The organism is Chromobacterium sp. INPA-IVC (genome assembly GCF_059047085.1).
The window spans coordinates 309,482-336,187 of record NZ_JBTNLS010000008.1; the positions used below are offsets into that span (position 1 = coordinate 309,482).

Sequence of the window (26,706 nt, forward strand, 5' to 3'; positions counted from 1 at the left end):
CACCAGATTGCCCTCAAAATTAATACTAACAGATACATACACAACAAAGACGACATTGTCATGTAAGACAGTAGACTATATCTTATTTTCCTGCTCATGACTAAACCAGGAAAGCAAATTGGCTCATTCTGCAATATGTACTCAAGTCATTTGTCACCTGTATCAATCCCCTACAAGCCTCTCCCAATACCTATCAAATCAAAATAAAAAAGCCCCGCAGAGCGGGGCTTTTCTCAATTCCGGCGCATGCCGGAGAGACCGAGAGGGCTGGATTACTTGCCGATGCAGAACCGGGAGAAGATCACGCCCAGCAGATCGTCGGCGGAAAACTCGCCGGTGATCTCGGACAGCGCGTTCTGCGCCATCCGCAGCTCTTCGGCGAAGATTTCCACCTGCTCCCAGTCGGCTTCGGCCAGCTCCAGGTGGTCGGCGGCTCGGGCGATGGCATCCAAGTGGCGCTGGCGCGCCAGGAACACGCCTTCGTCGGCGCCGCTGTAGCCTATCATCTCCAGCAGCTTGGCCTTGAGAACGTCCACGCCGTCCAGCGTGCGGGCCGACAGGCGCACCAACGGATGGCCGTCCTGCACGGTCAGGCCGGCGGCCTCGCCGGACAGGTCCACCTTGTTGAAGACCTGCACCCTCGGCAGCGCCGGCGGCAGCCGCTCCAGGATCGCCTGCACCTCGGCGGTCAGGCCTTCGCGGCTATCCACCAGCAGCAGCGCCAGATCGGCGCGCTCCACCGCCTGCCAGGTGCGCTCGATGCCTATCTTCTCCACCACGTCGTCGGTGTCGCGCAGGCCGGCGGTGTCGATCACGTGCACCGGCACGCCGTCGATGACGATCTCCTCGCGCACCGTGTCGCGGGTGGTGCCGGCGATATCGGTGACGATGGCGATGTCGTCGCCGGCCAGCGCGTTCATCAGGCTGGACTTGCCGACATTGGGCTGGCCCACCAGCACCACGTGCATGCCCTCGCGCAGGATGGCGCCCTGCTTGGCTGTGGCCTGCACCCCCACCAGGTGCCCGCGCAGGCGGCGCAGGCGGCCGATGGCGTCGGCTTGCTTCAGGAAGTCGATCTCCTCTTCCGGGAAGTCCAGCGTCGCCTCCACCAGCATGCGCAGGTTGATCAGCTCGTCCACCAGGCCGTGCACCTCGCGCGAGAACGCGCCCTTCAGCGATTTCAGCGCGCTCTTGGCCGCCGTCTCGCTGCTGGCGTCGATCAGGTCGGCCACGCTCTCGGCCTGGGCCAGGTCCAGCTTGTCGTTGAGGAAGGCCCGCTTGGTGAACTCGCCCGGCTCGGCCAGCCGCGCGCCCAGCTCCACGCAGCGCGACAGCAGCATCTTCAGCACCACCGGCCCGCCGTGGCCCTGCAGCTCGATCACGTCTTCGCCGGTGAAGCTGTTTGGGCCGGGGAAGAACAGCAGCAGGCCGTTGTCCAGCGCCTGGCCGTGGCCGTCGAAGAAGTCGGTGTAGGTGGCGTAACGCGGCTTGGGCGTCTTGCCATTGGTGATGGCCTGCGCGAACGGCAGCAAGTCCTTGCCGGAGACGCGGATCACGCCGACGCCGCCGCGTCCCGGAGCGGTGGCGACGGCGCAGATGGTGGCGGGGGTGTAGCTGAGGTTCATCGGCATTCCTTCGATGCTTGGCCGCGGACGGCGGGCTGGCACACGGGCGGACATCAGGCATCAAGAGTCGGCATCGCCCCTCTCCCCCGAGGGGAGAAGGAGGCAGGCCGCCTTGCGCTCATGCTCCGCACCGGCTTCATGCCCGCGGCGAATTCATTTAGAGCGGCTAACAGAGCACCTGAGCCAAGGCGCGCCGACGCAGACAGTACACATGGTACGGCAAGGAGGCGCAACGCAGGATCTGTGGCTCTGTTAGCGGCTCCTGTTCAATTATCCAGCAAAAAACCCGGCCAGTGGCCGGGTTCGATCAGCAATTCGGACGGGGCGCTCAGGATTGCAGCGCTGCCTTGTTGCTCTTTTCGATCTGCTTGTTGATGAACCATTGCTGGGTCATCGACAGCACGTTGTTGACCACGTAGTACAGCACCAGGCCGGCCGGGAAGAAGAAGAACAGCGCGGAGAAGGCCAGCGGCATGATCTTCATCATCTTCGCCTGCATGGGGTCGGCCGGCGGCGGGTTCAGGAAGGTCTGCAGGAACATGGTCGCGGCCATGATCACCGGCAGGATGTAGTACGGGTCCGGGCGGGCCAGATCGGTGTACCACAGAATCCACGGCGCGCCGCGCAGTTCCACGGAGGCCAGCAGCGCCCAGTACAGACCGATGAACACCGGGATCTGGATCAGCATGGGCAGGCAGCCGCCCAGCGGATTGACCTTCTCGGTCTTGTACATCTCCATCACCGCCTGCTGGAACTTCATGCGGTCGTCGCCATGCTGCGCCTTCAGGCGCTCCAGACGCGGCGCCAGGGCCTTCATCTTGGCCATCGAGCGGTAGGACGCGGCGGTCAGCGGGTAGAACACCGCCTTCACGGTCAGCGTCAGCAGCACGATTGCCCAGCCCCAGTTGCTCACCAGCGCGTGCAGCTTCACCAGCAGCCAGAACAGCGGCGAGGCGAAGATGTAGAAGATGCCGAAGTCCTTGGCGTATTCCATGCCGTCGGCCAGCTTGGAGATGATGCTGTACTCTTCCGGACCGGCGAACAGCGGCACGGATACGCTCAGGCTCTTGCCCGGCGCGACGGTGGCGTAGTCCACCAGCGCGGCGGCGGAGTTCAGGCCGGCGGTTTCCTTCAGCTCGAAGCGGCAGGAGCGCTCGTCCTTGCAGACCGATGCGCCGTCCAGCGGCTTCAGGATCCAGGCGGACATGAAGTAGTGCTGCACCATCGCCACCCAACCGTCGGTGGTGGTCTTGGCGTAGTCGCCCTTGCCCTTGGCCAGGTCGTCGAAGCTCACCTTCTGGAATTTGTGCTCGGAGGTGTACACGGCCGGACCGGTATAGGTGTGGGCCATGCGGCCTTCGCCTTCCGGCGCCTGGCTGTCGCGCAGCAGGCGGTAGTAGGCGGTGGGGGCCAGTGGCGCGGCGCCGCCGTTCACGATGTCGTAGCGGACGCCGATTTCGTAGCTATTCTTGCTGAAGGTGTAAACCTTGCTCACCTTGACGCCGTTGGCGTCCGGCGCGGTCAGCTTCACTTCCAGCTTGTCGCCGGTCAGCTCGTAGCTGGGCTTGTCGGCGGTGAATACGGTTTTATGGGTGGGCAGCGCGGGATTGCTGGCCGCCACCAGGCCGGTCTGGGCCACGTAGGTGCGCTTGGCGTCATCCTCGAACAGCTGGAACGGCTGGTTGTGGTCTTCGGCCGCGCCGTGCTTCAGAAGCTTCAGCGAGCGCAGGTCGCCGCCCACGGTATCGATCTCTGCCTCGACCAGATCGGTCTTGACGTGGATGCGCTGACCACGGGTCAGCTTGTTGGCGTCGGCCGGCTGCGCCACATTATTGGCGGCGCCGGTCGTGGCCTGGGTCTTGGCCGCTTGCTGCTGCGGGGTGTGCTTGGGCATGAAATATTCATTCCACCCAAACAAGATGCCCACGGACAGTAGAACAAAGATTATCAGTCGCTTGGAGTCCATCTTCTCGATACCGGAAAGTTCAGGGAACCGGGTCATAGCCGCTGCCGCCCCAGGGGTGGCAACGGCAGATGCGTCTGGCGGCCAGACAGCCACCCTTGAGCGCGCCGTGTTTCCTCACCGCCTCGATCGCATAGCCGGAACAGGTGGGCTGGAAGCGGCAACGCGGCGCCAACCACGGGCTGATAGCCAGCTGGTAGAAACGGATCAGGAGGATGAGGATGCGCGACATCGTGCCAGTTTAGCAAACAAGGCCTGCAAAGCCGTTACAGCTTCGGCACGCTGTTCGCGGGTAAACGCCGTCTTGGCGCGCACCACGTAGTCCACGCCGTCCAGGCCTTGCTGGTTCAGGCGGAACCACTCGCGCACGCAGCGCTTGATATAGTTGCGGCGTACCGCCCGCTTGGCGACCTTCTTGCCGACCACCAGGCCCACACGGGCGTGGTCCAGGCCGTTGGGACGGGCGAACACCTGGAAGAACGCATTGCTGCGCTGTTGCCGCAAACTAAAAACGGATGAGAACTCATCCGTTTTTAACAGCCGGTGCGCACGGCGAAAGCGGTAAGCCGACAAGGGCTTAGACGGCCAGCTTCTTGCGGCCCTTGGCGCGGCGAGCGGCGATGACGGCGCGGCCGCCACGGGTCTTCATGCGGACCAGGAAGCCGTGAGTGCGTTTGCGACGGGTATTGGAGGGCTGGTAAGTACGTTTCATGATATGGGTTTCCTGTTTCGAAACGGAAATAAACGCGTGATTTGACTAGATATTCGTCGCTTTGTCAACGAGGAATTTTCTCCACCCCTGTGGATAACTTTGCAAAAAACCGTTAGAATGTCTAGGTTTACCGTTGCCGTCCGGCTGCACAACAAATGAACGCACCCAAGGGCCCACAGGCCCGCCGCGTTTGAAACACCGCAGCCCGCCGGCCGCTTCCATGCCGAACATTCCGTCGCTCGCGCGCGCGAACCACGCGCCGCGTGCGGCATTTCCCGCTGTTGCAAGCCACACGCCCGCAGCGGGTTTTTCGCTTTCACTTGGTATGTAATGACTGAACTGGATCAATTCTGGCCTGCGTGCCTCGCCCGCCTGGAGGCCGAACTGTCTTCGCAACAGTTCAACACCTGGATCAAGCCGCTGACCGCCGAAGCCGGCGACGAAGGCATTGCGCTGTTCGCACCGAACCGCTTCATCATGCAGTTCATCAAAGACCGCTTCCTGCCGCGCATCGAGGAACTGGCCGTTGAACTGGTGGGCGAGCTGCCGGTGGAACTGCGCCTGGGCGCGCCCAGCTCGCGTCCCGCCGCCCCGGTAGCCAGTAGCAGCCAGCCCAGGGCCAAGGAGCCGGCCAAGACCGCGGCCAGCGCCCCGGCCGCGCCGTCGCCCGCCAAGCAGGCGGCGGTGAAGGCCATTGGCGGCAGCCATGAAAGCACGCGCCTGAACCCGTCCTTCACCTTCGACACGCTGGTGACCGGCAAGGGCAACCAGCTGGCGCGCGCCGCGGCGATGCAGATCGCCGAGAATCCGGGCGACCAGGCCTACAACCCGCTGTTCGTCTACGGCGGCGTGGGCCTGGGTAAGACTCACTTGATCCAGGCGATCGGCAACCACGTGTTCCAGAAGAACCCGCAGGCCAAGATCCGCTACATCCACGCCGAACGCTACGTGGCCGACATCATGCGCGCCTACCAGCACAAGGCCTTTGATGAATTCAAGCGCTACTACCACTCGCTGGATCTGTTGCTGATTGACGACATCCAGTTCTTCGCCGGCAAGAACCGCACCCAGGAAGAATTCTTCTACGCCTTCAACGCGCTGATCGAGGGCGGCAAGCAGGTGATCATGACCTGTGACAGCTACCCCAAGCAGATAGAAGGCATGGAAGAGCGGCTGATCTCGCGCTTCTCCTGGGGCCTGACCGTGGAAATCCAGCCGCCGGAGCTGGAGATGCGCGTGGCCATTCTGATGAAGAAGGCCGAGGCCGACAGCATCAAGCTGGAGCACAACGTGGCGTTCTTCATCGCCCAGAACGTGCGCTCCAACGTCCGCGAGCTGGAAGGCGCGCTCAAGCGCGTGGTGGCCTACGCCCGCTTCACCAACCAGAACATCACGCTGGAGCTGGTGAAGGAAGCGCTGAAGGACATCCTGGCCGCCGGCAACCGCCAGGTGACGGTGGACGCCATCCAGAAGACGGTGGCCGAGTACTACAAGATCAAGCTGTCCGACATGCACAGCAAGAAGCGCAGCCGCGACATCGCCCGCCCGCGCCAGGTGGCGATGGCCCTGGCCAAGGAGCTCACCCAGCTGTCCTTGCCCAATATCGGCGACGCCTTCGGCGGCCGCGACCACACCACGGTGCTGCACGCCTGCAAGACCATCACCGAGATGCGCGCCAACGACGCCGACATCGCACACGATTACGAAGCGCTGCTGTCGATGCTGCGCAATTAAAACCATGATCCGACTCTTCACCATTCATTGGGAGCCCGCCACATGCTGATCCTGCAAGCCGAACGCGATGCCCTGCTCAAGCCCTTGCTGGCAGTCACCGGCATTGTCGAGCGTCGCCACACGCTGCCCATCCTGTCCAACGTCCTGATCGAGAAAAAGGGCGGACAGGTAGGCTTTTTGGCCACCGACCTGGAAATCCAGATCACCACCGCCAGCAGCGACGAGCTGCCGGGCGAGGATTTCCGTCTCACCACCTCGGCCAAGAAGCTGCAGGACATCCTGCGCGCCATCCCCGGCAACGCCACCGTCACGCTGGAACAGCTGGACGGCGGCCGCCTGGTGCTGAAGGCCGGCAAGAGCCGCTTCAACCTGCAAACCCTGCCGGCGGAAGACTTTCCGCTGCTGTCCGTGGGCAGCGCCGGCGAATCCAGCTTCTCGCTGTCCCAGCGCGAGCTGAAGCGCCTGATCTCCCAGGTGCAGTACTCGATGGCGGTGCAGGATATCCGTTATTACCTCAACGGCCTCTTGATGCAGACCGACGGCAACCAGGTGCGCCTGGTGGCCACCGACGGCCACCGCTTGGCCTTCGCCAGCGCCGACGTCACCGCCACCCTGCCCAAGGCCGAGGTGATCCTGCCGCGCAAGACCATCATCGAGCTGTACAAGCTGCTGCAAGACAGCGACGACGAGATCAAGATCGAAGTGCTGGCCAACCAGGTGCGCTTCAGCTTCGGCGCCACCGTGATCATCAGCAAAGTGGTGGACGGCAAGTTCCCCGACTACAACCGCGTGATCCCGCTGGACAATGAAAAGATCTTCCTGATCGAACGGCTGGAATTCCTGCACGCGCTGCAACGCGCCGCCATCCTGGCCAACGAGAAATTCCGCGGCGTGCGCCTGGTGCTGGCGCCGGGCAAGATGTCCATCCTGTGCACCAACAGCGAACAGGAAGAAGCCGAGGAAGAACTGGAAATCGCCTTCCAGGGCGGTACGCTGGAAATCGGCTTCAACATCAATTACCTGCTGGACGTGCTGACCAATCTGCCGGCCGACACCCTGCAGCTGGCGTTTGGCGACTCCAACCGCAGCGCGCTGTTCACCATTCCGGATGTCAGCAACTTCAAGTACATCGTGATGCCGATGCGCATTTAAATGTAGAACGGAGCGGGCGGCCCAGCCGCCCACCGGGTTAAAGAGCCCCCTCCCCCGGGCGGGCGGCTCTCAAGAATGACCGGCGCGGCCCGCCTCACGGTGCAGCCGCCGCCATTTGGAAGGTTTGAGTATGAGCGAACAAGAATACGGCGCGGACAGTATCAAGGTGCTTAAAGGCCTGGATGCGGTGCGCAAGCGCCCCGGCATGTACATTGGCGACACCCAGGACGGCACCGGCTTGCACCACATGGTGTTTGAAGTGCTGGACAACGCCATTGACGAGGCGCTGGCCGGCCATGCCGACACCATCAAGGTCACCATCAATCCGGACAACTCCGTTTCCGTGGAAGACAACGGCCGCGGCATCCCCACCGACATCCACCCGGAAGAAGGGCGGTCGGCGGCGGAAGTGATCATGACCATCCTCCACGCCGGCGGCAAATTCGACAGCAACAGCTACAAGATCTCCGGCGGCCTGCACGGCGTGGGCGTATCGGTGGTGAACGCGTTGTCCGATTGGCTGAAGCTGAAGATCTGGCGCGACGGCAAGGTGCACGAGATGGAATTCCGCCGCGGCGACGCCGTGGCCCCGCTCACCGTCACTGGCCATACCAGCCACCGCGGCACCGAAGTTACCTTCTTCGCCAGCGTGGAAACCTTCGGCCACATCGAATTCCACTTCGACATCCTGGCCAAGCGCATCCGCGAACTCTCGTTCCTGAACCAGGGCGTGGGCATCCAGCTGATCGACAAGCGCAGCGGCAAGGAAGAAAACTTCGCCTTCTCCGGCGGCGTGGCCGGCTTCGTGGAATACATGAACCGCAACAAGACCGTGCTGCACCCGAAAGTCTTTTACGGCATCGGCGAGAAGGACGGCATGAGCGTGGAAGTGGCGATGCAATGGAACGACTCTTATCAAGAGAGCGTCCAGTGCTTCACCAACAACATCCCCCAGCGCGACGGCGGCGCCCACATGACCGCGCTGCGCCAGGTGATGACCCGCACGCTGAACCAGTTCATCGAAGAAACCGAAGCCGCCAAAAAGGCCAAGGTGGACACCACTGGCGACGACATGCGCGAAGGCCTGACCTGCGTGCTGTCCGTCAAGCTGCCGGACCCCAAGTTCTCCAGCCAGACCAAGGACAAGCTGGTTTCCAGCGAAATCGGCCCGGTGGTGAACGAAGTGGTCAGCGAAGCGCTGAAGACGTATCTGCTGGAAAACCCCAACGACGCCAAGATCATCTGCGGCAAGATCGTGGAAGCCGCCCGCGCCCGCGAGGCCGCGCGCAAGGCTCGCGAAATCACCCGCCGCAAAGGCGTGATGGACGGCCTGGGCCTGCCCGGCAAGCTGGCCGACTGTCAGGAAAAAGACCCGTCGCTGTGCGAACTGTACCTGGTGGAGGGTGACTCCGCCGGCGGCTCCGCCAAGCAAGGCCGCGACCGCAAATTCCAGGCCATCCTGCCGCTGAAGGGCAAGATCCTCAACGTGGAACGCGCCCGTTTCGACAAGATGCTGCAAAGCCAGGAAGTGGCCACCCTGATCACCGCCATGGGCTGCGGCATCGGCAAGGACGAGTACAACCCGGACAAGCTGCGCTACCACCGCATCATCATCATGACCGATGCCGACGTGGACGGCGCGCACATCCGCACCCTGCTGCTCACCTTCTTCTACCGCCAGATGACCGAGCTGGTGGAGCGCGGCCACATCTACATCGCCCAGCCGCCGCTGTACAAGGCCAAGCACGGCAAACAAGAACGCTATCTGAAAGACGACGGCGAACTGAACCAGTACCTGCTGCAACTGGCGCTGGAAAAAGCCGAGCTGATCCCGGCCGAAGGCGAAGCCCCGCTGTCCGGCGAAACCCTGGGCGAAATCGCCCGCCAGTTCCTGCTGGCCCGCGCGGTGATGGAACGCGAAAGCCGCGTCATCGACCCGCTGGTGCTGGAAGCCATGCTCAAAACCGGCCCGCTGTCGCTGGAAAGCCAACAGCAAGCCGACGCCACCGTGGCCGTGCTGAACAAGCACCTGTCCGCCGACACCATCGAACTGCAACTGCTGCGCGATGAAAAGAACGACGGCCACCTGGTGAAGATCATCCGCAAACTGCACGGCAACGTGCTGGTGACCGTGCTGGACCAGAACTTCCTGGACAGCGGCGACTACGCCGAGCTGAAAAAGACCGGCCACCTGCTGGGCGGCCTGCTGCGCCAGGGCGCGCACGTCAAACGCGGCGAAACCGTGCGCCCGGTGAGCGAGTTTGGCGAAGCGCTGGACTGGCTGCTGGCCGAGGTGAAGAAGGGCATGAACATCCAGCGCTACAAAGGACTGGGCGAGATGAACCCGGAACAGCTGTGGGAAACCACCATGGACCCGACCGTGCGCCGCCTGCTGAAGGTGCGCATCGAAGACGTGATGGGCGCGGACGACGTGTTCACCACCCTGATGGGCGACGAGGTGGAGCCGCGCAGGCAGTTCATCGAAGGCAATGCGCTGATTGCGCGGAACATCGACGTGTAAGGTTGTAGGATCCCACGAAACTCTAGATTTTTCCCACTTTTCTAGATTTTTGGGATTTTGCCCTCGGTATTCTGCTTAGCAAACGGCCTCCAATTTTGAGGCCGTTTGTCCTTTTCAAATAATAATCAATGTTTGCACGATATTAGAGCTCTCTTATCAGCCAACGCGCTGATCCGCCGTGCCAATACAGAACAATCGATTTTGACTGGTTTCCCGTATGCCCCTGACCCTGCCACAGCTAGAACGCCACCTGTTTAAAGCCGCCGATATCCTGCGCGGCAAGATGGATGCCTCCGAGTTCAAGGAATACATCTTCGGCATGTTGTTCCTCAAGCGCTGTTCCGACGTGTTCGAACAGCGCTACGCCGAAGTGATCCAGCTCGAAATCGATGCGGGCAAGACACTAGCCGAAGCGCAGGCCTCTGCCGAGAACAAGTACTGGTACAAAAAAGACGGCTATTTCTGGGTGCCAAAAGAGGCTCGCTACTCGTACTTAGTGGACAATTCGCGCCAGGCCAACGTCGGTAACCTGCTGAGCAAGGCGCTGGCCGGGATTGAAGGCGAAAACACCAGCCTTTACGATGTGCTGGAACACATCGACTTCACCCGCAAGATCGGCCAGAGCAAGATCCCCGACATCAAGCTACAGCAGCTCATCACCCATTTCAGCCTGCACCGCCTACGTAACGAAGACTTTGAATTTCCCGATCTTCTGGGCGCGGCCTATGAATACCTGATTGGCGAATTTGCCGATTCGGCGGGCAAGAAAGGCGGCGAATTCTACACGCCGCGCTCGGTGGTGCGGATGATGGTGCGGCTGATCAAGCCGGAGCTCAAGCACGACATCTACGACCCCTGCTGCGGCTCTGGCGGCATGCTGATTGCCGCCAAAGAGTATATCGATGAGCATGGCGAAGACGGCCGCAAGGCCAATCTGTTTGGCCAGGAATTCAACGGCACGGTGTGGTCCATCGCCAAGATGAACATGTTGCTGCACGGCATCAGCAATGCCAACCTGCAAAACGAAGACACCCTGGCTGAACCGCAGCATGTGAAAGATGGCGAGCTGATGCACTTTGACCGCGTGCTCACCAACCCGCCGTTTTCCATCAACTGGGGCAATACCGAGAAAGATGCAGATGGCCAGCCCGCCTGGCGGCCCAAGCTTGGCGCCGAACGCTTCACCTATGGCCAGGTACCGCTAGGTGCCAAGAAGGCTGACTTGATGTTCTTGCAGCACATGCTGGCCGTTACCCGCGACGGCGGCATGGTAGCCACCGTCATGCCGCATGGTGTGCTGTTCCGGGGTGGCGAGGAAAAGACGATTCGCGCCGGTATCATTGAAGATGACTTGTTGGAAGCCGTCATCGGCGTGGCGCCCAATCTGTTTTACGGTACTGGCATTCCAGCCTGCATTCTGGTGCTGCGCCAGCGTGTGCAGGATGGGGCGCGAAGCGTCAGCGGCAAACCGGCCGAACGCCAGGGCAAGGTGCTGTTCATCAACGCCGACCGCGAGTTCTTTGAAGGCCGCGCACAGAACTACCTGCTGCCTGAGCACATCGAGAAAATCGTCACCACCTTCGACGAGTTCCGCGCTATCGACGGCTTCTCGGCCATCGTGGACAACGCCACGCTGAAAGAGAATGGCTACAACCTCAACATCCGCCGTTACGCCGACAACGCACCGCCGCCCGAACCGCACGACGTGCGCGCCCACCTGGTCGGCGGCATTCCCAAAGCAGAAGTGGCGGACCAGGCCAAACTGTTCAGCGCTCATGGCTTGAACCCACTGGACTTGCTGGTGGAGCGAGACACCAAGTATTTCGACTTCGCACCCGCCCTGGCCACACGGCAACTACTCAAGCCCGCCATCGAAGATAATGCCGGACTCGTTGCCAAAGAAGCCGCCATCCGCGCTGCCTTCGAGCAGTGGTGGCAGGCCCACAGCGCCCGCATCACGGCGCTCTCGGGCCAGATGGACAACGCTGCCAGCCTGGTGGCCCTGCGCTCTGACCTGCTGCAAAGCTTCAGCCAAAGCCTGGAAGCCATCGGCCTGCTGGACCCCTTCCAGGTGCGCGGCATCGTGGCCGGCTTTTGGTACCAAACCAAATACGAATTTCTCACCCTGCAAGCGCGTGGCGCCAAGGGCGTGGCCGATGCCTGGCGCACCAGCATCGTCACCGCGCTGGAAGACAAGGCCAGCAAGGAAAGCCCGCTGGAGCACAAGCTGGTCAAGTTCCTGATGAGCGACTTCGTCGAGGCCATCACCGAGCTGGAAGCCAAGAAGGCGGAGCTGGATAGCCAGATCAAGGCGGCCGCCCCCAAGGGTGTCGAGGACGACGACGGTGAAGCCTCCGCAGCGCTGGAGGATGACGCCGACGAAGAAAACGTCGTGGATGAAGCCCAGCTCAAGGCTTGGAAGAAGGAGCTCACCGCCGTCAAAAAGCAGCTCAAGGCCAAGCACGATAGCTTCAAGCAACATATAGAGGCTGCGGTGGATGGCCTGACGCCGGAGGCCGCCGCCGACTTGTTGCTGACCATCCTGCACAATGATATGAACGCGATCGTCGAGCGCTACATGACCGCCCAGCGCAAGCAGATCGTGGCCGCGTTTGAAAACTGGTGGGGCAAGTACCGGGTGACGCTGACCGAGATCGAAGGCAAGCGCGATGAAGCGGCTAAGGTGTTGCAGGGATTTTTGAAAGGGTTGCGGTATGTCTGAACACTGGCAAACCGATAGCCTTGGAAAATACTGCTATATCAAAGCGCGCATCGGCTGGAGGGGGCTCGCTGCGTCTGAGTACACCGAGTCGGGCCCTTTCCTCATCGCGGGAAAGCACATTGGTAGCGGGCGTATTAACTGGGGTGCCGCAGACCACATTTCAGATTTCCGCTACAACGAGTCGTCTGAAATCGCGCTAGCGGTTGGGGATGTCATCCTTTCCAAGGACGGAACTATTGGACGTGTTGCTCGAATCGATTCACTGCCAGGTAAGGCGACTATCAATGGCACGATGATGCTGGTTCGCCCAGTTAGGGGAATCGACTATCGATTTCTGTATCACGCCCTGAACGGTGCTGAGTTCAAGAGGCTCATCGAAGATAAGGTTTCGGGTAGTTCAATTCCACACATCTTTCAACGGGACATGGTTACGTTGCCTGTGACCTTCCCGCGGATGGAACAGCAGAAAAAGCTGGCAGAGATCCTCGACACCCTCGACACCGCCATCCACCAAACCGAGGCGATCATTACCAAGCTCAAGGCCGTCAAGCAGGGCCTGCTGCACGACCTGCTGACGCGCGGCATAGCTGCCAACGGCGAACTGCGCCCGCCTCAGGCTGAGGCTCCGCATCTCTACAAGGAGTCGCCGCTAGGGTGGATTCCGAAGGAGTGGGATTTTGTCACGCTGGAGTCGGTGTCAAAGACGGTAACCAGCGGTTCGCGCGATTGGGCGCGCTTCTATGCTGATAGCGGTGCGCTGTTCGTTCGCATTGGTAACTTGACGCGTGAGCACATCAACTTTCGCTACGAATCGACAATGTACGTGCGTCCGCCTCGGAGTGCAGATGGACAGAGAACACGACTAGAATCTGGCGACATCTTGATTTCTATAACGGCTGATCTGGGCATCGTTGGTGTCGTTCCAGATGGCTTGGGCGAGGCGTACATCAACCAGCATATTGCGTTGGTGCGACCAGACCTTGATGTGGTTAATTCGCGATTCGTCGGTCATTACCTGGCCGGCCCAACCGCACAAACCTACATTAGTAAGCTGAACGATGCGGGCGCGAAAGCGGGCCTCAACCTGCCAACGATCCGTGGTTTGGTGACCACAAAGCCACTTCGTGCCGAACAAGATTTGATTGCCACGCGGTTGGACGAAATTGATAACCGCATACAGAACGCGGCGACGGAGGCCGCCAAGCTGCGAGAGCTCAAAGCTGGCTTGATGGACGACCTCCTCACCGGTCGCGTCCGCGTCACGCCATTGCTGACCGAAGCCGCACAACAACCAGGGAGCGCATGATGGGCTGGGAACTCGAAGACGTCGAAAAACCATTCGTCACCCAGTTGCAGGCACTAGGTTGGGCGCATATTGAAGGCAGTATTGACGACCCGGCAGTGACCGGCCGGACGGGATTTGCCGAGGTGATTCAGACTGGCCTGCTGCGCCAACAACTGCGCGCGCTGAACCTTGGATCTGATGGCGCGCCCTGGCTGGACGAGGATCGGCTGTCGGAAGCCGTGGCCGCCATCACCCGGCTAGGGACACACAAACTGATGGAGGCCAACGAGAAGGCGACATCGCTGTTGATCCGTGGCCTGACTGTCGAAGGACTGACCGGCTGGGACGGCGGACGTGGGCAGACCATCCGCTATATCGACTGGGATACTCCGGCCAACAACTGCTTCACAGTGATCAACCAATACCGTGTCGATTGCCCGCCTGGCTTCAACAGCGGCAAGGCTTTCATCGTGCCCGATCTGGTGCTGCTGGTGAACGGCATCCCGCTGGTGGTGGTGGAGTGCAAGAGCCCGTCGGTTCCCGAGCCGCTGGCCGAGGCGGTGGACCAACTGCGGCGCTATAGCAACCAGCGCAAAGCAGCTCTTGAGGTGGATGACAATGAGGGCAACGTGCCCTTGTTCGCCACCAACCAACTGCTGGTGACCACCAGCTTTGACGAGGCCCGGGTGGGCTGTGTGGGCGCGGCCTTTGAGCATTACGCCCAGTGGAAGACGGTGGTCGGCCCTGATGGCAGCGGCAGTGAGCTGGCGGTAGCGCAGGCGTTGGGCAAGTCTGCCATTTCCGAGCAGGAGCGTCTGATCGCTGGCTTGCTGACCCCGGCGCATTTGCTAGACGTGGTGCGGAACTTCATGTTGTTCATGCAGGTAGGTGGGCAGACCATCAAGGCGGTGTGCCGCTACCAGCAATACCGGGCGGTGAACCGCGCCATCGTTCGCCTCAAGAGCGGCCAGACCCGGCGGCAGCATGGTGAACATGACCAGCGCGGCGGCATTATCTGGCACACCCAAGGCTCGGGCAAGTCGCTCACCATGGTGTTCCTGGTGCGCAAGATGCGCGCGGAGCCTGAGTTGCGACGCTTCAAGGTGATCGTCGTCACCGACCGCAAGGACTTGCAGGGCCAATTGTCTGCCACTGCCACGTTGGCCGGCGAAATGGTGGATGTGGCGGAAAGCAGCAATGGGGTGAAGGCGCTGGCGCGGCGTCAGGGGCCGGGGCTGATCTTTGCCACCATCCAAAAGTATCGCGATCAAGATGCGGTAGGCGATACAGCGCTGACGGCGGATGATTTGCCCAAGGCTGGAGAACCCAAAGCCCACTATAAAGCCGATGACCAGTTTGAAGTCTTAAACGAGGATGACAGCATCCTGGTGCTGGTGGACGAGGCGCACCGCACCCAGGCCGGCGACCTGCACGCCAATCTGCTAGCGGGCTTGCCCAACTGCGCGCGCATCGGCTTTACCGGTACGCCTATCATCATGGGCGACAAGAAACGCACCCATGAGATCTTTGGCGAATTCATCGATCGCTACACCATCAAGGAAGCCGAGTCTGACGGCGCCACGGTGCCGGTGCTGTACGAGGGACGCACCACCAACGGCGCCGTCAAAGACGGCGCTAGCCTGGATGAATTGTTCGAGGATCTGTTCCGTCAGCATACGCAGGAGGAGCTGGAGGCGATCAAGAAGAAGTACGCCACCAAGGGCCATATCTTTGACGCCCCAGCGCTGATTGCCGACAAGGCCCGCGACATCTTGCGCCACTACGTGACCAACATCCTGCCCAATGGCTACAAGGCGCAGGTGGTGGCTTACAGCCGCTTGGCAGCGATTCGCTATTTCGAAGCCTTGCGAATAGCCCGCGATGAGTTGCTGGCCGAGGCCGCCGCGCTCTCGCCCGAAGACAAGGCGCTGGATGATGAGGCGCTGTGCCAGCGTTCCGCCAAGGTGCAGGCGGTAGTACAAGCCTGGCGTTACCGCGAGACGCTTGCCCACATCGAATTCGCACCCATCATCTCGAGCAGCAACAACGACGACCCGGCGTGGAAGTCCTGGACCGATGGCGCGGCGCAAGAACAACTGATCAAGCGCTTCAAAAAGCCGCTGTTCCATGCCAAGCCAGAAAGGACGGACCCGCTGGCCTTTCTGGTGGTGAAGTCCATGCTGCTCACCGGATTCGATGCGCCGATCGAGGGCGTGATGTATCTCGACCGCCCGATCCGCGAGGCGGAATTGCTGCAGGCGATCGCTCGCGTCAACCGTACCGGTTTCGGCAAACGCTGCGGCATCGTGGTGGACTATTACGGGGTGGCTCAGCACTTGAAGGAGGCGCTGGCCGCCTACTCCGATGAGGACGTGGACGGCGCGCTGGCCAGCTTGAAGGACGAGGTGCCGGTATTGCGCGACCGGCATTTGCGGGTGGCGGATCTGTTCCGCCAGCGCGGCATCGAGTCGCTGGAGGACACCGAAGCCTGTGTCGAGGCGCTGGGTAGCGAGAAGTTGCGCGCCGAGTTCGCCGTCAAGCTCAAGGCCTTCCTCGGATCGCTCGACACCGTATTGCCACGGCCGGAAGGGTTGCCGTACACCAAGGATGCCAAGAAGCTCGCTTATATCTACGCACGCGCCCGCAACCGCTACAAGGACACCCCGGTACTGGGCAAGGATGTTGGCGCCAAGGTGCGCAAGCTGATTGACAACCATGTGATCTCACTGGGCGTTGATCCGAAAATCCCGCCGATTCAGCTAACCGATGCCGAGTTTGACACGCATCTTGCGCGGGCCGCGAACGACCGCGCCAAGGCGTCGGAAATGGAGCATGCCATTCGCTCACACATCCGCAAGCACACCGATGAAGATCCGGTGCTGTACCGCAAGCTCTCCGAGCGCTTGAATGACATACTGAGAACCTTGGGTGAGCAGTGGAATGAGGTGATCTCGCAATTGCAGACGATCATCGACGAACTGCGCGCCGGCAAGGCGGGCAGCACCGATGCGCCAAGTGACCTGCCCGAGCATTGCGCGCCTTTCCTGCGGACCGTGCTGGATGCGTTATACGCTGGCCAGGCCCCCACGGCCTCCGAGTTGCTGCGCCTGAAGGATGTGACTGTGGAGTTGGTGGAGCTGTTGGTGCAGGAGCTGCAGGGGAACCGGGATATCTGGAGCCCCCATAAACGCGCGGCGCAGGAAGACCTGACTGCGCAACTGTTCGAGCACCTGATGCGCCTACGGCCGCCTCTGGTCGATACCGACAAAGCGGGTGTGCTGGCGAACAAGCTCATAGAGCAGGCGCGCGCCAACCACGACAAGCTGGTGCAGGTGTGACCCCATGCGGACCTCTCTGAAGCCTACCGCCCATCAAGCAGACAGTGCCACTGCCGAGGCAGAGGGCTGTCTGCACGTGGATGACCTGCACTTCTCCATACGACGCAGCGGTAGGCGCCGGACGATGCAAATCACGGTGGAACGAACGGGGGAGCTAATTCTTTGTGCGCCACCTGAAGTGGGTATCGATCAACTCCGCGAATTTGTCATGGAGAAGCGCTTCTGGATCTACACCAAGCTAGCCGAGAAAGAGCGGCTGCATCGCAAGGTGCCACGCAAAGCGTTTGTTGCCGGCGAGGGCTTTCTGTATCTGGGGCGTAGCTATCGGCTGAAATGGGTCGATGAGCAGGATGCCCCCTTAAAGCTGGTACATGGCCGCTTTGCACTACGCCACGATGCGCAGGCCGGCGCACGGGAACACCTTATCCGCTGGTATGGCGAAAGGGCCCATATCTGGCTGTCCGGCCGCGTAGCCGACTACCAGTCACGCATGGAAGTAGCGCCGGCTGGCGTGAAGGTGCAGGACCTTGGTTATCGCTGGGGCTCTTGCGGAAAAGGCGACTGGTTGTATTTCCATTGGAAAACCATTTTGCTGCCCGCCCGTATCGCGGAATATGTGGTGGTGCACGAAATTGCCCACCTGCACGAACCGCATCACACCCCGGCCTTCTGGCAACGTGTTGAACGTGCCATGCCCGATTATGCGCAGCGCAGGGCCTGGCTGGCCGAGCACGGCATGGATGTTGAAGGGATATAAAAAAAGATGGCTGACTTTTTCACTAGTGACCACTTCAAGCTGCTGAACAAGTGGAAGGGGCAAAAACGCGACGAATCCAACCCCGAGCAGAACCGCGCCTACGAGGAACTGAAGAAGGCCTACGAGGTGACCGAAGCGTGGGCTAACGAGGTGAATACCAAATTGTTCCCGATGGGTGTGGTCAAGGTTCGCAAGCGCCCGACCAGCCAGGCGAATTCCTTTCTACCCTACAACTGGGCCCGCATCTACCCGGCAACGAATTCGCCTAAGGAGCTGGCTTATACCCTCGGGATCGATGCTGACGATGGCTTTGTGGTCAAGATCGATACCGTTGGGCTCGATGAGGGCGCGCCCGTGCGGCGTGAGTACCTTGTATTGCGCGGCGGCTACAACAATGGGTCGCCCATCGTGTCCATGCTTCCAGCGTCAGAAGGGCTGGGCAAATCGCTGGCAGAGCTGGTCGACTGGAGCGTAGAGGCCATTCGTAAATTCCACCTCCGTTATGACGAAGTGGTGACCAAGCTGGATTTGAGTAAAAAGCTGAGCGATGAAGACCTGCTCAAGCATTTCGATGGCAAGCCCGCCTTCAAAACCTTCCGGGCTTCTTGGTCAGAGCAGGACAAGGCTACATTTTGCCGACTGGCCAGAGCCGCTCACGCAGCGGGGCTGGACTGGTGGCACATGGGCAAAGGGATTCAAGTGCGCTTTGGCCGCAAGAACCCTGGCAGTGAGCGTGCGATTGGCGTGCTTGGAAGAGTCCAAGGCAGGCGCCTCCGGACTATCTCCTGGTTACGGGCTATTGGTGAGGTGCCCGGATTAAGCCGAGTGCCACTGACCGATGAACTGGTGGCGAAAATTGAAGCAGCCTTGGTGACCGGGCGAGAAACACTGGACGAGTGGTTGGTTCTGGAAACCGAGCGTCCCGGTCTGTGGCCTGATCAACTTCGGGATGACGCGACGGAATCCGACGAGGAATCCGATGACGAGGAGCCCGCAATGGATGTTGCTGTCGCGCAAGCCTTTAATCGCATCTACTACGGCCCCCCCGGGACCGGCAAAACGTACGAACTGTCACAGCTACTCAAAAGGGACTACGAGCAGGCAATGACTTCGGTAAGTCACGAGGAGTGGCAAGCTGAATTCATTGCAGCAAGGGCTCTTAATTTGACCTGGTGGGAAAGTGCAGCCGCTGCCTTATACGATCTTGGTGAGAAAGCCAGTGTCGATACATTGTTGGAGCATCCGTTTGTTAAGGGCGTCGCTGCTGTCAGGTCTTCCAACAAGAATGTGCGCAACACCGTTTGGGGGGCTTTGCAGTATCACGCGATTGAATCATCCGAAACTGTCAGAACGACTAAACGCATGGCTCCGGCGATTTTCGATAAGACTCCAGAATCGATCTGGCATTTCTCAGGGGATTGGAAAGAGTTATGCGCCGATCTCATTGAAATGGTCAAGGCTTACCGCGCCGGACCACCAGCGACCGGGACAGTCCAACGCTACAGCTTTGTCACTTTTCATCAATCGTATGGCTATGAAGAATTTGTGGAAGGCTTGCGTCCAGTCCTGGATGACGATGCTGAAACGGGTACAGTCAAATACGAAATCCGGCCTGGTGTATTCAAGGATCTATGTCGCAAGGCGCGCCTCACGCCGGATCAGCGCTTTGCCATGGTCATCGACGAAATCAATCGGGGCAATATCAGCAAGATATTTGGCGAACTGATAACATTGATCGAACCGGATAAGCGAGAAGGCACGGAACATACCATCTCGGTCACCTTGCCCTACTCAGGCGAGTCATTCTCAGTGCCATCCAACGTTGACATCATCGGCACAATGAATACAGCAGACCGGTCCCTGGCCCTACTTGATACCGCGCTTCGCCGCAGGTTCGACTTTGTGCCAGTGTTGTCGAATACCCGCGATGAGGCTGGGGCCCCACTTTCTGGCCTGCGCGTGCACGTGGACGAAAAGGTGATTGACATTCCCAAAATGCTGTCTGTCATTAATCAACGTATCGAGAGTCTCTACGACCGCGATCACTGCATAGGTCATGCTTATTTCACATCGCTTACTCAGATCTCCGATGGATACGAACGCCTCATTGCATTGTCGCAAGTTTTCAGTAATCGCATCGTCCCCCTGCTCGAGGAATACTTCTTCGAAGACTGGCAGAAAATCCGACTTGTGCTGGCAGACAACCAGAAGCCTGAAGCCGCTCAGTTTGTGATTGAGAACCAGGATCACGAAGAGGATCTAGTGCGACTGTTCGGCAGCGATCATGGTCTGGATACTTATGCTACCAAGCAATGTTACGTGGTGCAGAATACTTCCTTCATCAACCCGGATGCCTACATCGGCATCTACCAGAAGCTACCCGCCAGATGAATGGCTTGACCATTTACGAGTTTGACGCCCTGGCCCCCGCCGGGGCAGATTTCTCGGGTAGCGATGGTGTTCGCATGATTCCGGTCAGCGTATTCAGCTGGCTTGAGGGGCAGTGCCTGCGTGCTGCCGACTCAGGAGATGCCAACTGGCTACGTTGGACTCAACGCCGTGGTCGTCGTGTCATCCAGGTAACCAGCTTTGTCGGCGTCATTCGTGCGCCAAACGGATACCAAATAGAAGTGCTGCCAAAAGTCGGCAAGGCCATCGGCGGTGGCTCAGTCGAAGCACGTCAATTGCTGATTGAAATGTTGTGCTGCCTGCATGGCTTTCGGCACATACTGACCGATAGCGCCAAACTCTCCGCAGCACAAATGCCGCTATTGGAAATATTCATCAGCGAGTTTCTGCGCTCCGTCGAGCACATCGTCAAGCGAGGGCTTCGCAGTGACTATCGCCAGCATCAGGATAATTTGCCTGCCTTGCGTGGCAAACTTATATTGTCACAACACTTGCGGCAAAACCTATTCCGGGCAGACCGTTTCTTCACGGAGCACGATGAGTTCTCGACTGACCGCCCAGAGAATCGTCTGATTCATGCAGCATTACGACGCGTGCTACAACTTACAGGGACACAAGCCAATCAGCGACTGGCCCGAGAGCTGAATTTCGTTTTTGCCGACATCCCACCCTCTACGCAAACGCGGATCGATTTCCAGCAGGTGCGGCTAAATCGTGGCATGAGCTACTACGCTGATGCCCTGGCATGGACACGCCTTATTTTGGATGAGGAATCTCCACTTACTGGCTCGGGGCGACACACTGCTCCGTCATTGTTGTTTCCAATGGAAGCCGTCTTTGAGGCTTATGTAGCTAAGCATCTTCCCCAACAGCTGATACCCCCTCTCATTCTGAAGACTCAAGCACGTAGCCATCACTTGGTTCGCCACTGCGAACAGAGTTGGTTCCGCTTGAAGCCAGACCTGCTGGTTCGAAGTTCAGACAGTGACTTACTAGTACTCGATACCAAGTGGAAACTATTGAATAGTCTGAAACCGAACGGGACAGACAAATACGGCTTATCGCAAGCCGATTTCTATCAATTACAGGCTTATGGCTTGAGTTATCTAGATGGCGTCGGAGATGTTATTTTGATCTACCCGAGGACAGATGCCTTCATCGCCCCACTGCCTGTGTTCGATTTTCCGAAGACCAGCAGAATGCGCCTTTGGGTGCTACCGTTCTGCCTCAAAGAACGCCGATTGAAGATACCCAGTTCTCCGCAGCTAGATTCAATATTCGTCCGAGATTCAGGCGTGCCCAGTCTCGCCTATTAATACGTACTTCTTCGCTTGCCTGACAAGCCTTTCAGCTAGATAATTGCGTTCGTGCCGTTCAATAGCGGCACCGGGATTGGCGTCCCGAAGAATCTCGGCGGACTGCAGCGAAAGCTCCAGTCCTCACACCATTGCTTCGTGCAATCTATGGCGGGCCTTGGTGGGAGTGTCGCAAGACACGCCGGTTCCGAGATTCCGGTAACGCCAATCCCGCCATGTGCCTGCCACCCACCGATTGGCGTCGGAGACGCAGGCGAGCACTTAAATCTCGGAGAATCTTGCCATGACAAGCATTTCCCGCAGTGCGTCTCACCTTGCCGTATCCCCCAGCCCTTTGCTTCGCTCCGGAGCGTCTGCTTCTTTGTCTCAGCCCAGCCTGCTGGCCATGCATAGGCTGCATGATGCCTTTGCCGCCTTGCAGGACCAGCTTGCCCGCAAGCCGCAGGCCTGCGCCCGCGTGCCGGCGGCGCAGCTGGCGCATCTGTGCCGCGACATTGAGGACGCGGTGGTGGAAACCATCTGCCACCTGGCCCACGGCCAGCTGGGCTTGCAGGCGCTATTGGGCCTGCTGTCCGCGCTGGGCGACGACGTGCGCCTGCCGTCCAGCCGCCTCCAGCAGTTGTTGGCGCCGCTGGACAAGCGGATGGAAGCGTCGCTCAGCCGGCTCACCAGCGTGCTGTAAGCCGCTGCCGCCGCGGCCCATCCGGGCACGGCGGCCGCTGAGAACCCCGTGTTGGGGTGGGCAGCGGCGTGGCGGCACCTTGGGGGCGCACTCACCCATCGCGCCCCTCGCCGCCTGCGCATCAGGCACCGCTCCGCCCTCGCCGCTTTCCCCGCCCCCACACGGGACGCACTGACTTGCCGCTCGCCCGCGCGCGTTGGCCTTTTCCCCGGCCGCAGGCCGGACAGGCGCTGGCTCGCGCCCGGGCGGGCGGACTTTCTCGCTGGAGGATACGCATGTCCCACCCCACTGAATTTGCGCCGTTTGCCGTGCACATCCACCCCCAGGTACGTGGCCACGGGCCACACCGCCATCTGCGACCATCCAATCCGGCCACGCCGCTGGCCAAGCTGAACCACATCTTTGCCCAGCTGCAGGCGCAATTGGCCGACCCCGATCTAGCCAGCCTGCGCCAACCGGTAGCGCAGCTGGCCCACCTGTGCCGGGAGATGGAGGACGCGGTAAGGGAATCCATCCCCCACCTGGCCCATGCCCAGCTGGGCCTGGAAGCCATGATGGACCTGCTCTCATGCCTGGGCGACGACGTGCGCCTGCCATCCAGCCGGCTGAAGGAACTGCTGGCGCCGCTGGATAAGTGCATGGACCAATCGCTCCACTTGCTCACCCGCGCGCTGTAAACGCACAAGCCAGCCGGGCCCGCACACGTAGGCCCGGCGGTTTCCGCTATCCAGTCATGGAGGAAAACGCATGTCCAACATCACCCCGCTAATGCCACCCACATCCAGCCAGAACGCCGACACGGACAAACCCAACCACCTCCCCGCCACCGTAGCGGCGCTGGTGGAGTTGGATCAGATCATCACCAAGCTGCAAAACCCGCTCACCCACCACTGCCCCACCGCCCTGCGCCTGCTAGTGGAAAGGCTGGCGGAGCTCAACCAGGAAATCGAACAAGCCCTCAGCACCAGCAACCAAACCCTGGCCCGCACCAGCGAGGGCATGCAGTCGCTGCTGGACCTGCTCCGCCTGGCAGACGGCACCCCATTCCCCGCCCGCCAGCTGTTCAGCCTGCTCACCCCGCTACACCAAGAACTGCTGCTGGCCCGCTACCAACTGGTAGGCCGGGTGTAGCAAAAAGCCCACCCGGCCGGATGGCGGGGTGGGCTTTTTTACAAGCTATCTTGGATTCATCTCTATCGGTGCATTAGCCACACTTATCGCGTAGCTTCAATCAATTCCGATATAACTCAATAATATTCCTCACTGGCACAACCATTTCCGGTGAAACGACAGGCTTGCCAACATAACCACCTTGTACCACTCGGCAGCGTACGATTTTTTTATCAGATAGCTCTTGTGCAATTTTATCACCGGATGGAAGAGACCACCGCCCGTCATCTACCATATGAGCAATACCGCTAGCTTTGTAAAAAAATAACCCGCTCTCCTGACCTGTATCCTCAATCGCTCCAGTCCAGTTTACCCCCTGATCTAGCTCAATGAAGTTCTCCACCGACGCATTGCCTATCAGACAATTTAAGCGACTCAACTTTCTAGACAACCCAGATTCAGCACTGGAAAACTTGAATATTATTTCAACGCCTGATCTTTCCACAGCAGCATATTGAATTGGGCCAATGGCACTTGCCCAACTGAATAACCCGCCTACTACATAGAACAACAGAAGCAATGGCATACTCACTGCCTTTACAAGCTCAACCCTACTGCGAAATCATGGATTACCACATCCACGATACTATTATTTACTCTTGGGTAGTTTAACTTCAAACTCATCAGATTCAATAGAGGAAAAATTGGCTTGATACAACCGGCAATAAATAGAGCCTCGTTCATCTACCAGTTTCTTGAATTCATCACTAGACATATCCTTCCACTCAGCCTTACCAAAAACCACCTCAATCGTCATGCTCTGCCTTTGTCGAACTGCCGTATCAGGACCACCACGCCCAACTGTTTCATTAGACACTGTATAGTGGCGCCCCTTATCTCGATCAAAGCTACAAAATAATGTAGGAGCTTTAACATTCCAAGATGGTATAAACTTAACGACAGCTCCTTGATCTGTCAGATTAGCCTGAACAACTTTGACAGTTCGGGAGAATGGCCACACGCCGTACCAATAACATATCCCAACAAGCAGAACTGGTATCAAAATAAATAACTTAACTCCTCCAAATTTTACCATCCCATCACAGAGTACAGGTCCTGAACCGGCACATCTATAGGATCTGTCGCAGAGCCCCAAGTAAAGAAGCCGCGCTGATAAATAACGCAGGAGATTTTTTTTGCTCCATTCAGCTCTCGCTCAATATCATACTTACCTACCGAATATTGGCCAGACTTGCTAAAACCATCCATGTAGACTGAAGCTTTAAACTTACCTTCTCCAACCTTTTTAATAACCTTTCCGTATATCGCGACACCATCTTCCGGAAAAACATTTGGATACTTTGTTTTATCAGAAAGAGAGCATGCTATATTGTATGCATTACCAAAATCTGTTTTATCACTGAAGAAATATATTTCAACCTCCCTCTTATTATTTAATGACACATGATCATACTTAACAACTGGAGGATGGTTAAATACCATAATTACCAACCCCAAAATAACAACAAAAATCACTATTGTCTTAAGCAGCTTCATTCACTCCCCCTCTAAATTCGTCTCAACACTCCCCTTCAAAATACTCCACGCAGTTATTTTACCATCCAGGGGGTACTGCATAGCAGGCAACGTTTCAACATGATTTACATCTACAATCTTATTCAAATCTGGGAGTCGATCAGGGACTTTAACACCATCTAACCTAGGGCCAATCCACCATTGAATACCGGCATCGGCCACAGCATTAGCTGAAAGGTCGACCTTCATATCATCATACTTTTTCCCTGGATAGTATTTTTTTATTATTGACAAATAGCTCTGATAGTATCGTAAATTAATCCAGATATATGCAATAGGTTCTGGCACTGCCGCATATATATCCGCAAATACCTTAAGGACTTGACTCTCACCAACAGGATCAAGCGTTATCAACATTTCTACAGCGTAGCCAAGCTTAGATAGCTTCTGCGAAAAATGGGCTCCATTCCACCCGCCCAAGCTATGACCCACTATATACACCTTGGCCTTCTTGTCAATAATAAATTCCGCAGCCAGTCTCTGTACATTCTCACTCCCATGAACCTCATAATATCCAACATATACCGAGTTTATTAAAAAATCCGACATTTCTCTTTTAAATTGACTCTCGAAATATTTCTTGACGTCTACAATATTACCATTTGGCCCGCTACCCAAAAATGGCCTCTTATCACCAGCTCCACCAACAAAAAAAATTACAATCCTTGGCGGTTTGCAAACCAAGATTTTTTTATCCTTCTGGTTTGATGCAGGTGATAGTGTCTTGGTGCTAATTTTTAATATTTCTTTAGCCATATGGTTATCTTTTCAAAGATTACTTGATCACTTTGATTTCAACGCTTTCTGAAGCATTTGGGTTCTTCACCATATGCGTATATCCTTCACTGTCAGTGTATCCTCTTTCGATCCCACCAAATTCACGATGAATTTCATACTTATGATTTGCCAAAGGCTTACCTGTATGCTGATCTACTAGCTGAAAGCGATCATCAAACTTGGTTTGTGGCATAGCGTTATATGTCTGTCCAAGGCTTGTTCCCCCGCTCCAATCATGGCTTGCCCCCTTGAAGCTGACAGTGCCCGGCGCATGTAGCTCAATCTTGCCATCCTTGATCCGCACATAGGCGCCACCGCTGGTGAGCAGGACTTCCTGTTTGCCGTTGAGGTGGATCTTCTGCTTGACCGAGGTGATGGTCAGGTCCTTATCCGCCGTCAGCTCCATCACGTCGCTCTGCGCCTGCACCTGCACCTTCCCTTTTGCCGCGATCAGCTTCAGCGCCACCTTGTCCTTCACTCCCGCCACGAACAGGCTGATGTGCTGGCCGACGTTGTGCAGCCAGCGCCGGCCGGTGGTGTGGTTGGCGTCGCGCTGGGCGACCAGATTCAGGTTCTGGCCGGCGCTGAGGGTTTGGCTTTGCTCGGTCAGGGAGGCGATGCCTGCGGGTGCGGACAGGATCAGCAGCGGTTGCTGGCCGGCTTGGCCTTTCGCCGTTTTGCCGTCTTTGTCGGTGTTCGATCCCGCTTCCCAGGCCTTCAGCGCGTCGGCGTGGTGTTGCAGGTGGCCGTCGGGCTTCTTGCCGGCCTTGGCGTTGTCCGGGCCGATTTCGTCGGGCCCGGTTTCCATGGTGTCGGCCAGCTGGCCGGTGGCGGTTTCGGCCAGCGCCTGGGAGAGGCTGAGGGCCGAGTCGAGCTGGCTCTGGGCGTGCTCGCGCGCTAGCTGTTTACCGCCAGCGCCGTTCTGAGCCTCGGTGGACAGCAGCAGGCCATGGGCGGCGCGGATGGCGCCGTGGTTGTCGGTGCGCAGCTCGAAGCCGTCGCCGCGC

22 protein-coding genes are annotated in these 26,706 nt (G+C 58.6%); 12 read left to right on the forward strand and 10 right to left on the reverse strand.

Annotated features, from left to right (window positions below; genetic code table 11):
• Window positions 1-272 precede the first annotated feature (272 nt).
• From mnmE to rpmH, 5 genes are all read right to left on the reverse strand, one after another.
• Complete coding sequence (gene mnmE / locus ACX17K_RS17180) at window positions 273-1,625, reverse strand: tRNA uridine-5-carboxymethylaminomethyl(34) synthesis GTPase MnmE (protein ID WP_046168518.1); 1,353 nt, start codon at window positions 1,623-1,625, stop codon at window positions 273-275.
• A 328-nt stretch (window positions 1,626-1,953) separates the two neighbouring features.
• The gene (yidC, locus tag ACX17K_RS17185; protein WP_021477549.1) at window positions 1,954-3,591 is read right to left on the reverse strand and encodes a membrane protein insertase YidC; all 1,638 of its coding nucleotides are present in this window, start codon (window positions 3,589-3,591) and stop codon (window positions 1,954-1,956) included.
• A gap of 19 nt (window positions 3,592-3,610) precedes the next feature.
• The gene (gene yidD, locus ACX17K_RS17190; protein ID WP_021477548.1) at window positions 3,611-3,820 is read right to left on the reverse strand and encodes a membrane protein insertion efficiency factor YidD; all 210 of its coding nucleotides are present in this window, start codon (window positions 3,818-3,820) and stop codon (window positions 3,611-3,613) included.
• Entirely contained in the window at window positions 3,796-4,161 is a 366-nt protein-coding gene (rnpA, locus tag ACX17K_RS17195) for a ribonuclease P protein component (protein WP_011137952.1), read from the reverse strand. Before rnpA ends, yidD begins: the two co-directional genes overlap by 25 nt.
• Window positions 4,162-4,165: 4 nt before the next feature.
• Entirely contained in the window at window positions 4,166-4,300 is a 135-nt protein-coding gene (gene rpmH / locus ACX17K_RS17200) for a 50S ribosomal protein L34 (protein WP_021477546.1), read from the reverse strand.
• A 330-nt stretch (window positions 4,301-4,630) separates the two neighbouring features.
• Between rpmH and dnaA the strand changes: the two genes are divergently transcribed.
• The 12 genes from dnaA (at window position 4,631) to ACX17K_RS17260 (ending at window position 23,347) form a co-directional block, all read left to right on the forward strand.
• The gene (dnaA, locus tag ACX17K_RS17205; protein ID WP_104945937.1) at window positions 4,631-6,034 is read left to right on the forward strand and encodes a chromosomal replication initiator protein DnaA; all 1,404 of its coding nucleotides are present in this window, start codon (window positions 4,631-4,633) and stop codon (window positions 6,032-6,034) included.
• Window positions 6,035-6,076: 42 nt separating this feature from the next.
• On the forward strand, window positions 6,077-7,186 hold the full coding sequence (gene dnaN / locus ACX17K_RS17210) for a DNA polymerase III subunit beta (RefSeq protein WP_046155229.1): 1,110 nt from the start codon (window positions 6,077-6,079) through the stop codon (window positions 7,184-7,186).
• A gap of 130 nt (window positions 7,187-7,316) precedes the next feature.
• Window positions 7,317-9,707: a DNA topoisomerase (ATP-hydrolyzing) subunit B gene (gyrB, locus tag ACX17K_RS17215; RefSeq protein WP_493775727.1), complete on the forward strand. Its 2,391-nt coding sequence runs from the start codon at window positions 7,317-7,319 to the stop codon at window positions 9,705-9,707.
• A gap of 217 nt (window positions 9,708-9,924) precedes the next feature.
• Window positions 9,925-12,429 (forward strand): type I restriction-modification system subunit M, encoded by a 2,505-nt coding sequence (locus tag ACX17K_RS17220; RefSeq protein ID WP_493775728.1) that lies wholly within the window; start codon window positions 9,925-9,927, stop codon window positions 12,427-12,429.
• Complete coding sequence (locus ACX17K_RS17225; RefSeq protein WP_493775729.1) at window positions 12,422-13,735, forward strand: restriction endonuclease subunit S; 1,314 nt, start codon at window positions 12,422-12,424, stop codon at window positions 13,733-13,735. Before ACX17K_RS17220 ends, ACX17K_RS17225 begins: the two co-directional genes overlap by 8 nt.
• Entirely contained in the window at window positions 13,732-17,052 is a 3,321-nt protein-coding gene (locus ACX17K_RS17230; protein ID WP_493775730.1) for a type I restriction endonuclease subunit R, read from the forward strand. The genes ACX17K_RS17225 and ACX17K_RS17230 overlap by 4 nt, the downstream gene beginning before the upstream one ends.
• Before the next feature lie 124 nt (window positions 17,053-17,176).
• Window positions 17,177-17,809: a M48 family metallopeptidase gene (locus ACX17K_RS17235; RefSeq protein ID WP_493775731.1), complete on the forward strand. Its 633-nt coding sequence runs from the start codon at window positions 17,177-17,179 to the stop codon at window positions 17,807-17,809.
• Between the two features lie 6 nt (window positions 17,810-17,815).
• Window positions 17,816-20,200 (forward strand): McrB family protein, encoded by a 2,385-nt coding sequence (locus ACX17K_RS17240; protein ID WP_493775732.1) that lies wholly within the window; start codon window positions 17,816-17,818, stop codon window positions 20,198-20,200.
• On the forward strand, window positions 20,197-21,534 hold the full coding sequence (locus ACX17K_RS17245; RefSeq protein WP_493775733.1) for an McrC family protein: 1,338 nt from the start codon (window positions 20,197-20,199) through the stop codon (window positions 21,532-21,534). The genes ACX17K_RS17240 and ACX17K_RS17245 overlap by 4 nt, the downstream gene beginning before the upstream one ends.
• A gap of 283 nt (window positions 21,535-21,817) precedes the next feature.
• Window positions 21,818-22,216, forward strand: a complete 399-nt coding sequence (locus ACX17K_RS17250; RefSeq protein ID WP_493775734.1) for a DUF1484 family protein — start codon at window positions 21,818-21,820, stop codon at window positions 22,214-22,216.
• Window positions 22,217-22,491: 275 nt separating this feature from the next.
• A complete protein-coding gene (locus ACX17K_RS17255) occupies window positions 22,492-22,893 on the forward strand; it encodes a DUF1484 family protein (RefSeq protein ID WP_493775735.1) in 402 nt (133 codons plus the stop codon).
• Window positions 22,894-22,963: 70 nt separating this feature from the next.
• Window positions 22,964-23,347: a DUF1484 family protein gene (locus tag ACX17K_RS17260; RefSeq protein WP_493775736.1), complete on the forward strand. Its 384-nt coding sequence runs from the start codon at window positions 22,964-22,966 to the stop codon at window positions 23,345-23,347.
• A 100-nt stretch (window positions 23,348-23,447) separates the two neighbouring features.
• Here the strand turns inward: ACX17K_RS17260 and ACX17K_RS17265 are convergent, their stop codons facing one another.
• From ACX17K_RS17265 to ACX17K_RS17285, 5 genes are all read right to left on the reverse strand, one after another.
• Window positions 23,448-23,912, reverse strand: coding sequence for a hypothetical protein (locus ACX17K_RS17265; protein ID WP_493775737.1), 465 nt, complete (start codon window positions 23,910-23,912; stop codon window positions 23,448-23,450).
• A 63-nt stretch (window positions 23,913-23,975) separates the two neighbouring features.
• Window positions 23,976-24,422, reverse strand: a complete 447-nt coding sequence (locus ACX17K_RS17270) for a hypothetical protein (RefSeq protein ID WP_493775738.1) — start codon at window positions 24,420-24,422, stop codon at window positions 23,976-23,978.
• A complete protein-coding gene (locus tag ACX17K_RS17275; protein ID WP_493775739.1) occupies window positions 24,416-24,883 on the reverse strand; it encodes a hypothetical protein in 468 nt (155 codons plus the stop codon). The genes ACX17K_RS17270 and ACX17K_RS17275 overlap by 7 nt, the downstream gene beginning before the upstream one ends.
• Entirely contained in the window at window positions 24,884-25,678 is a 795-nt protein-coding gene (locus ACX17K_RS17280) for a hypothetical protein (RefSeq protein ID WP_493775740.1), read from the reverse strand.
• 19 nt (window positions 25,679-25,697) lie between these two features.
• The coding region (locus tag ACX17K_RS17285; protein WP_493775741.1) for a DUF2345 domain-containing protein at window positions 25,698-26,706 on the reverse strand (1,009 nt) is incomplete at its 5' end.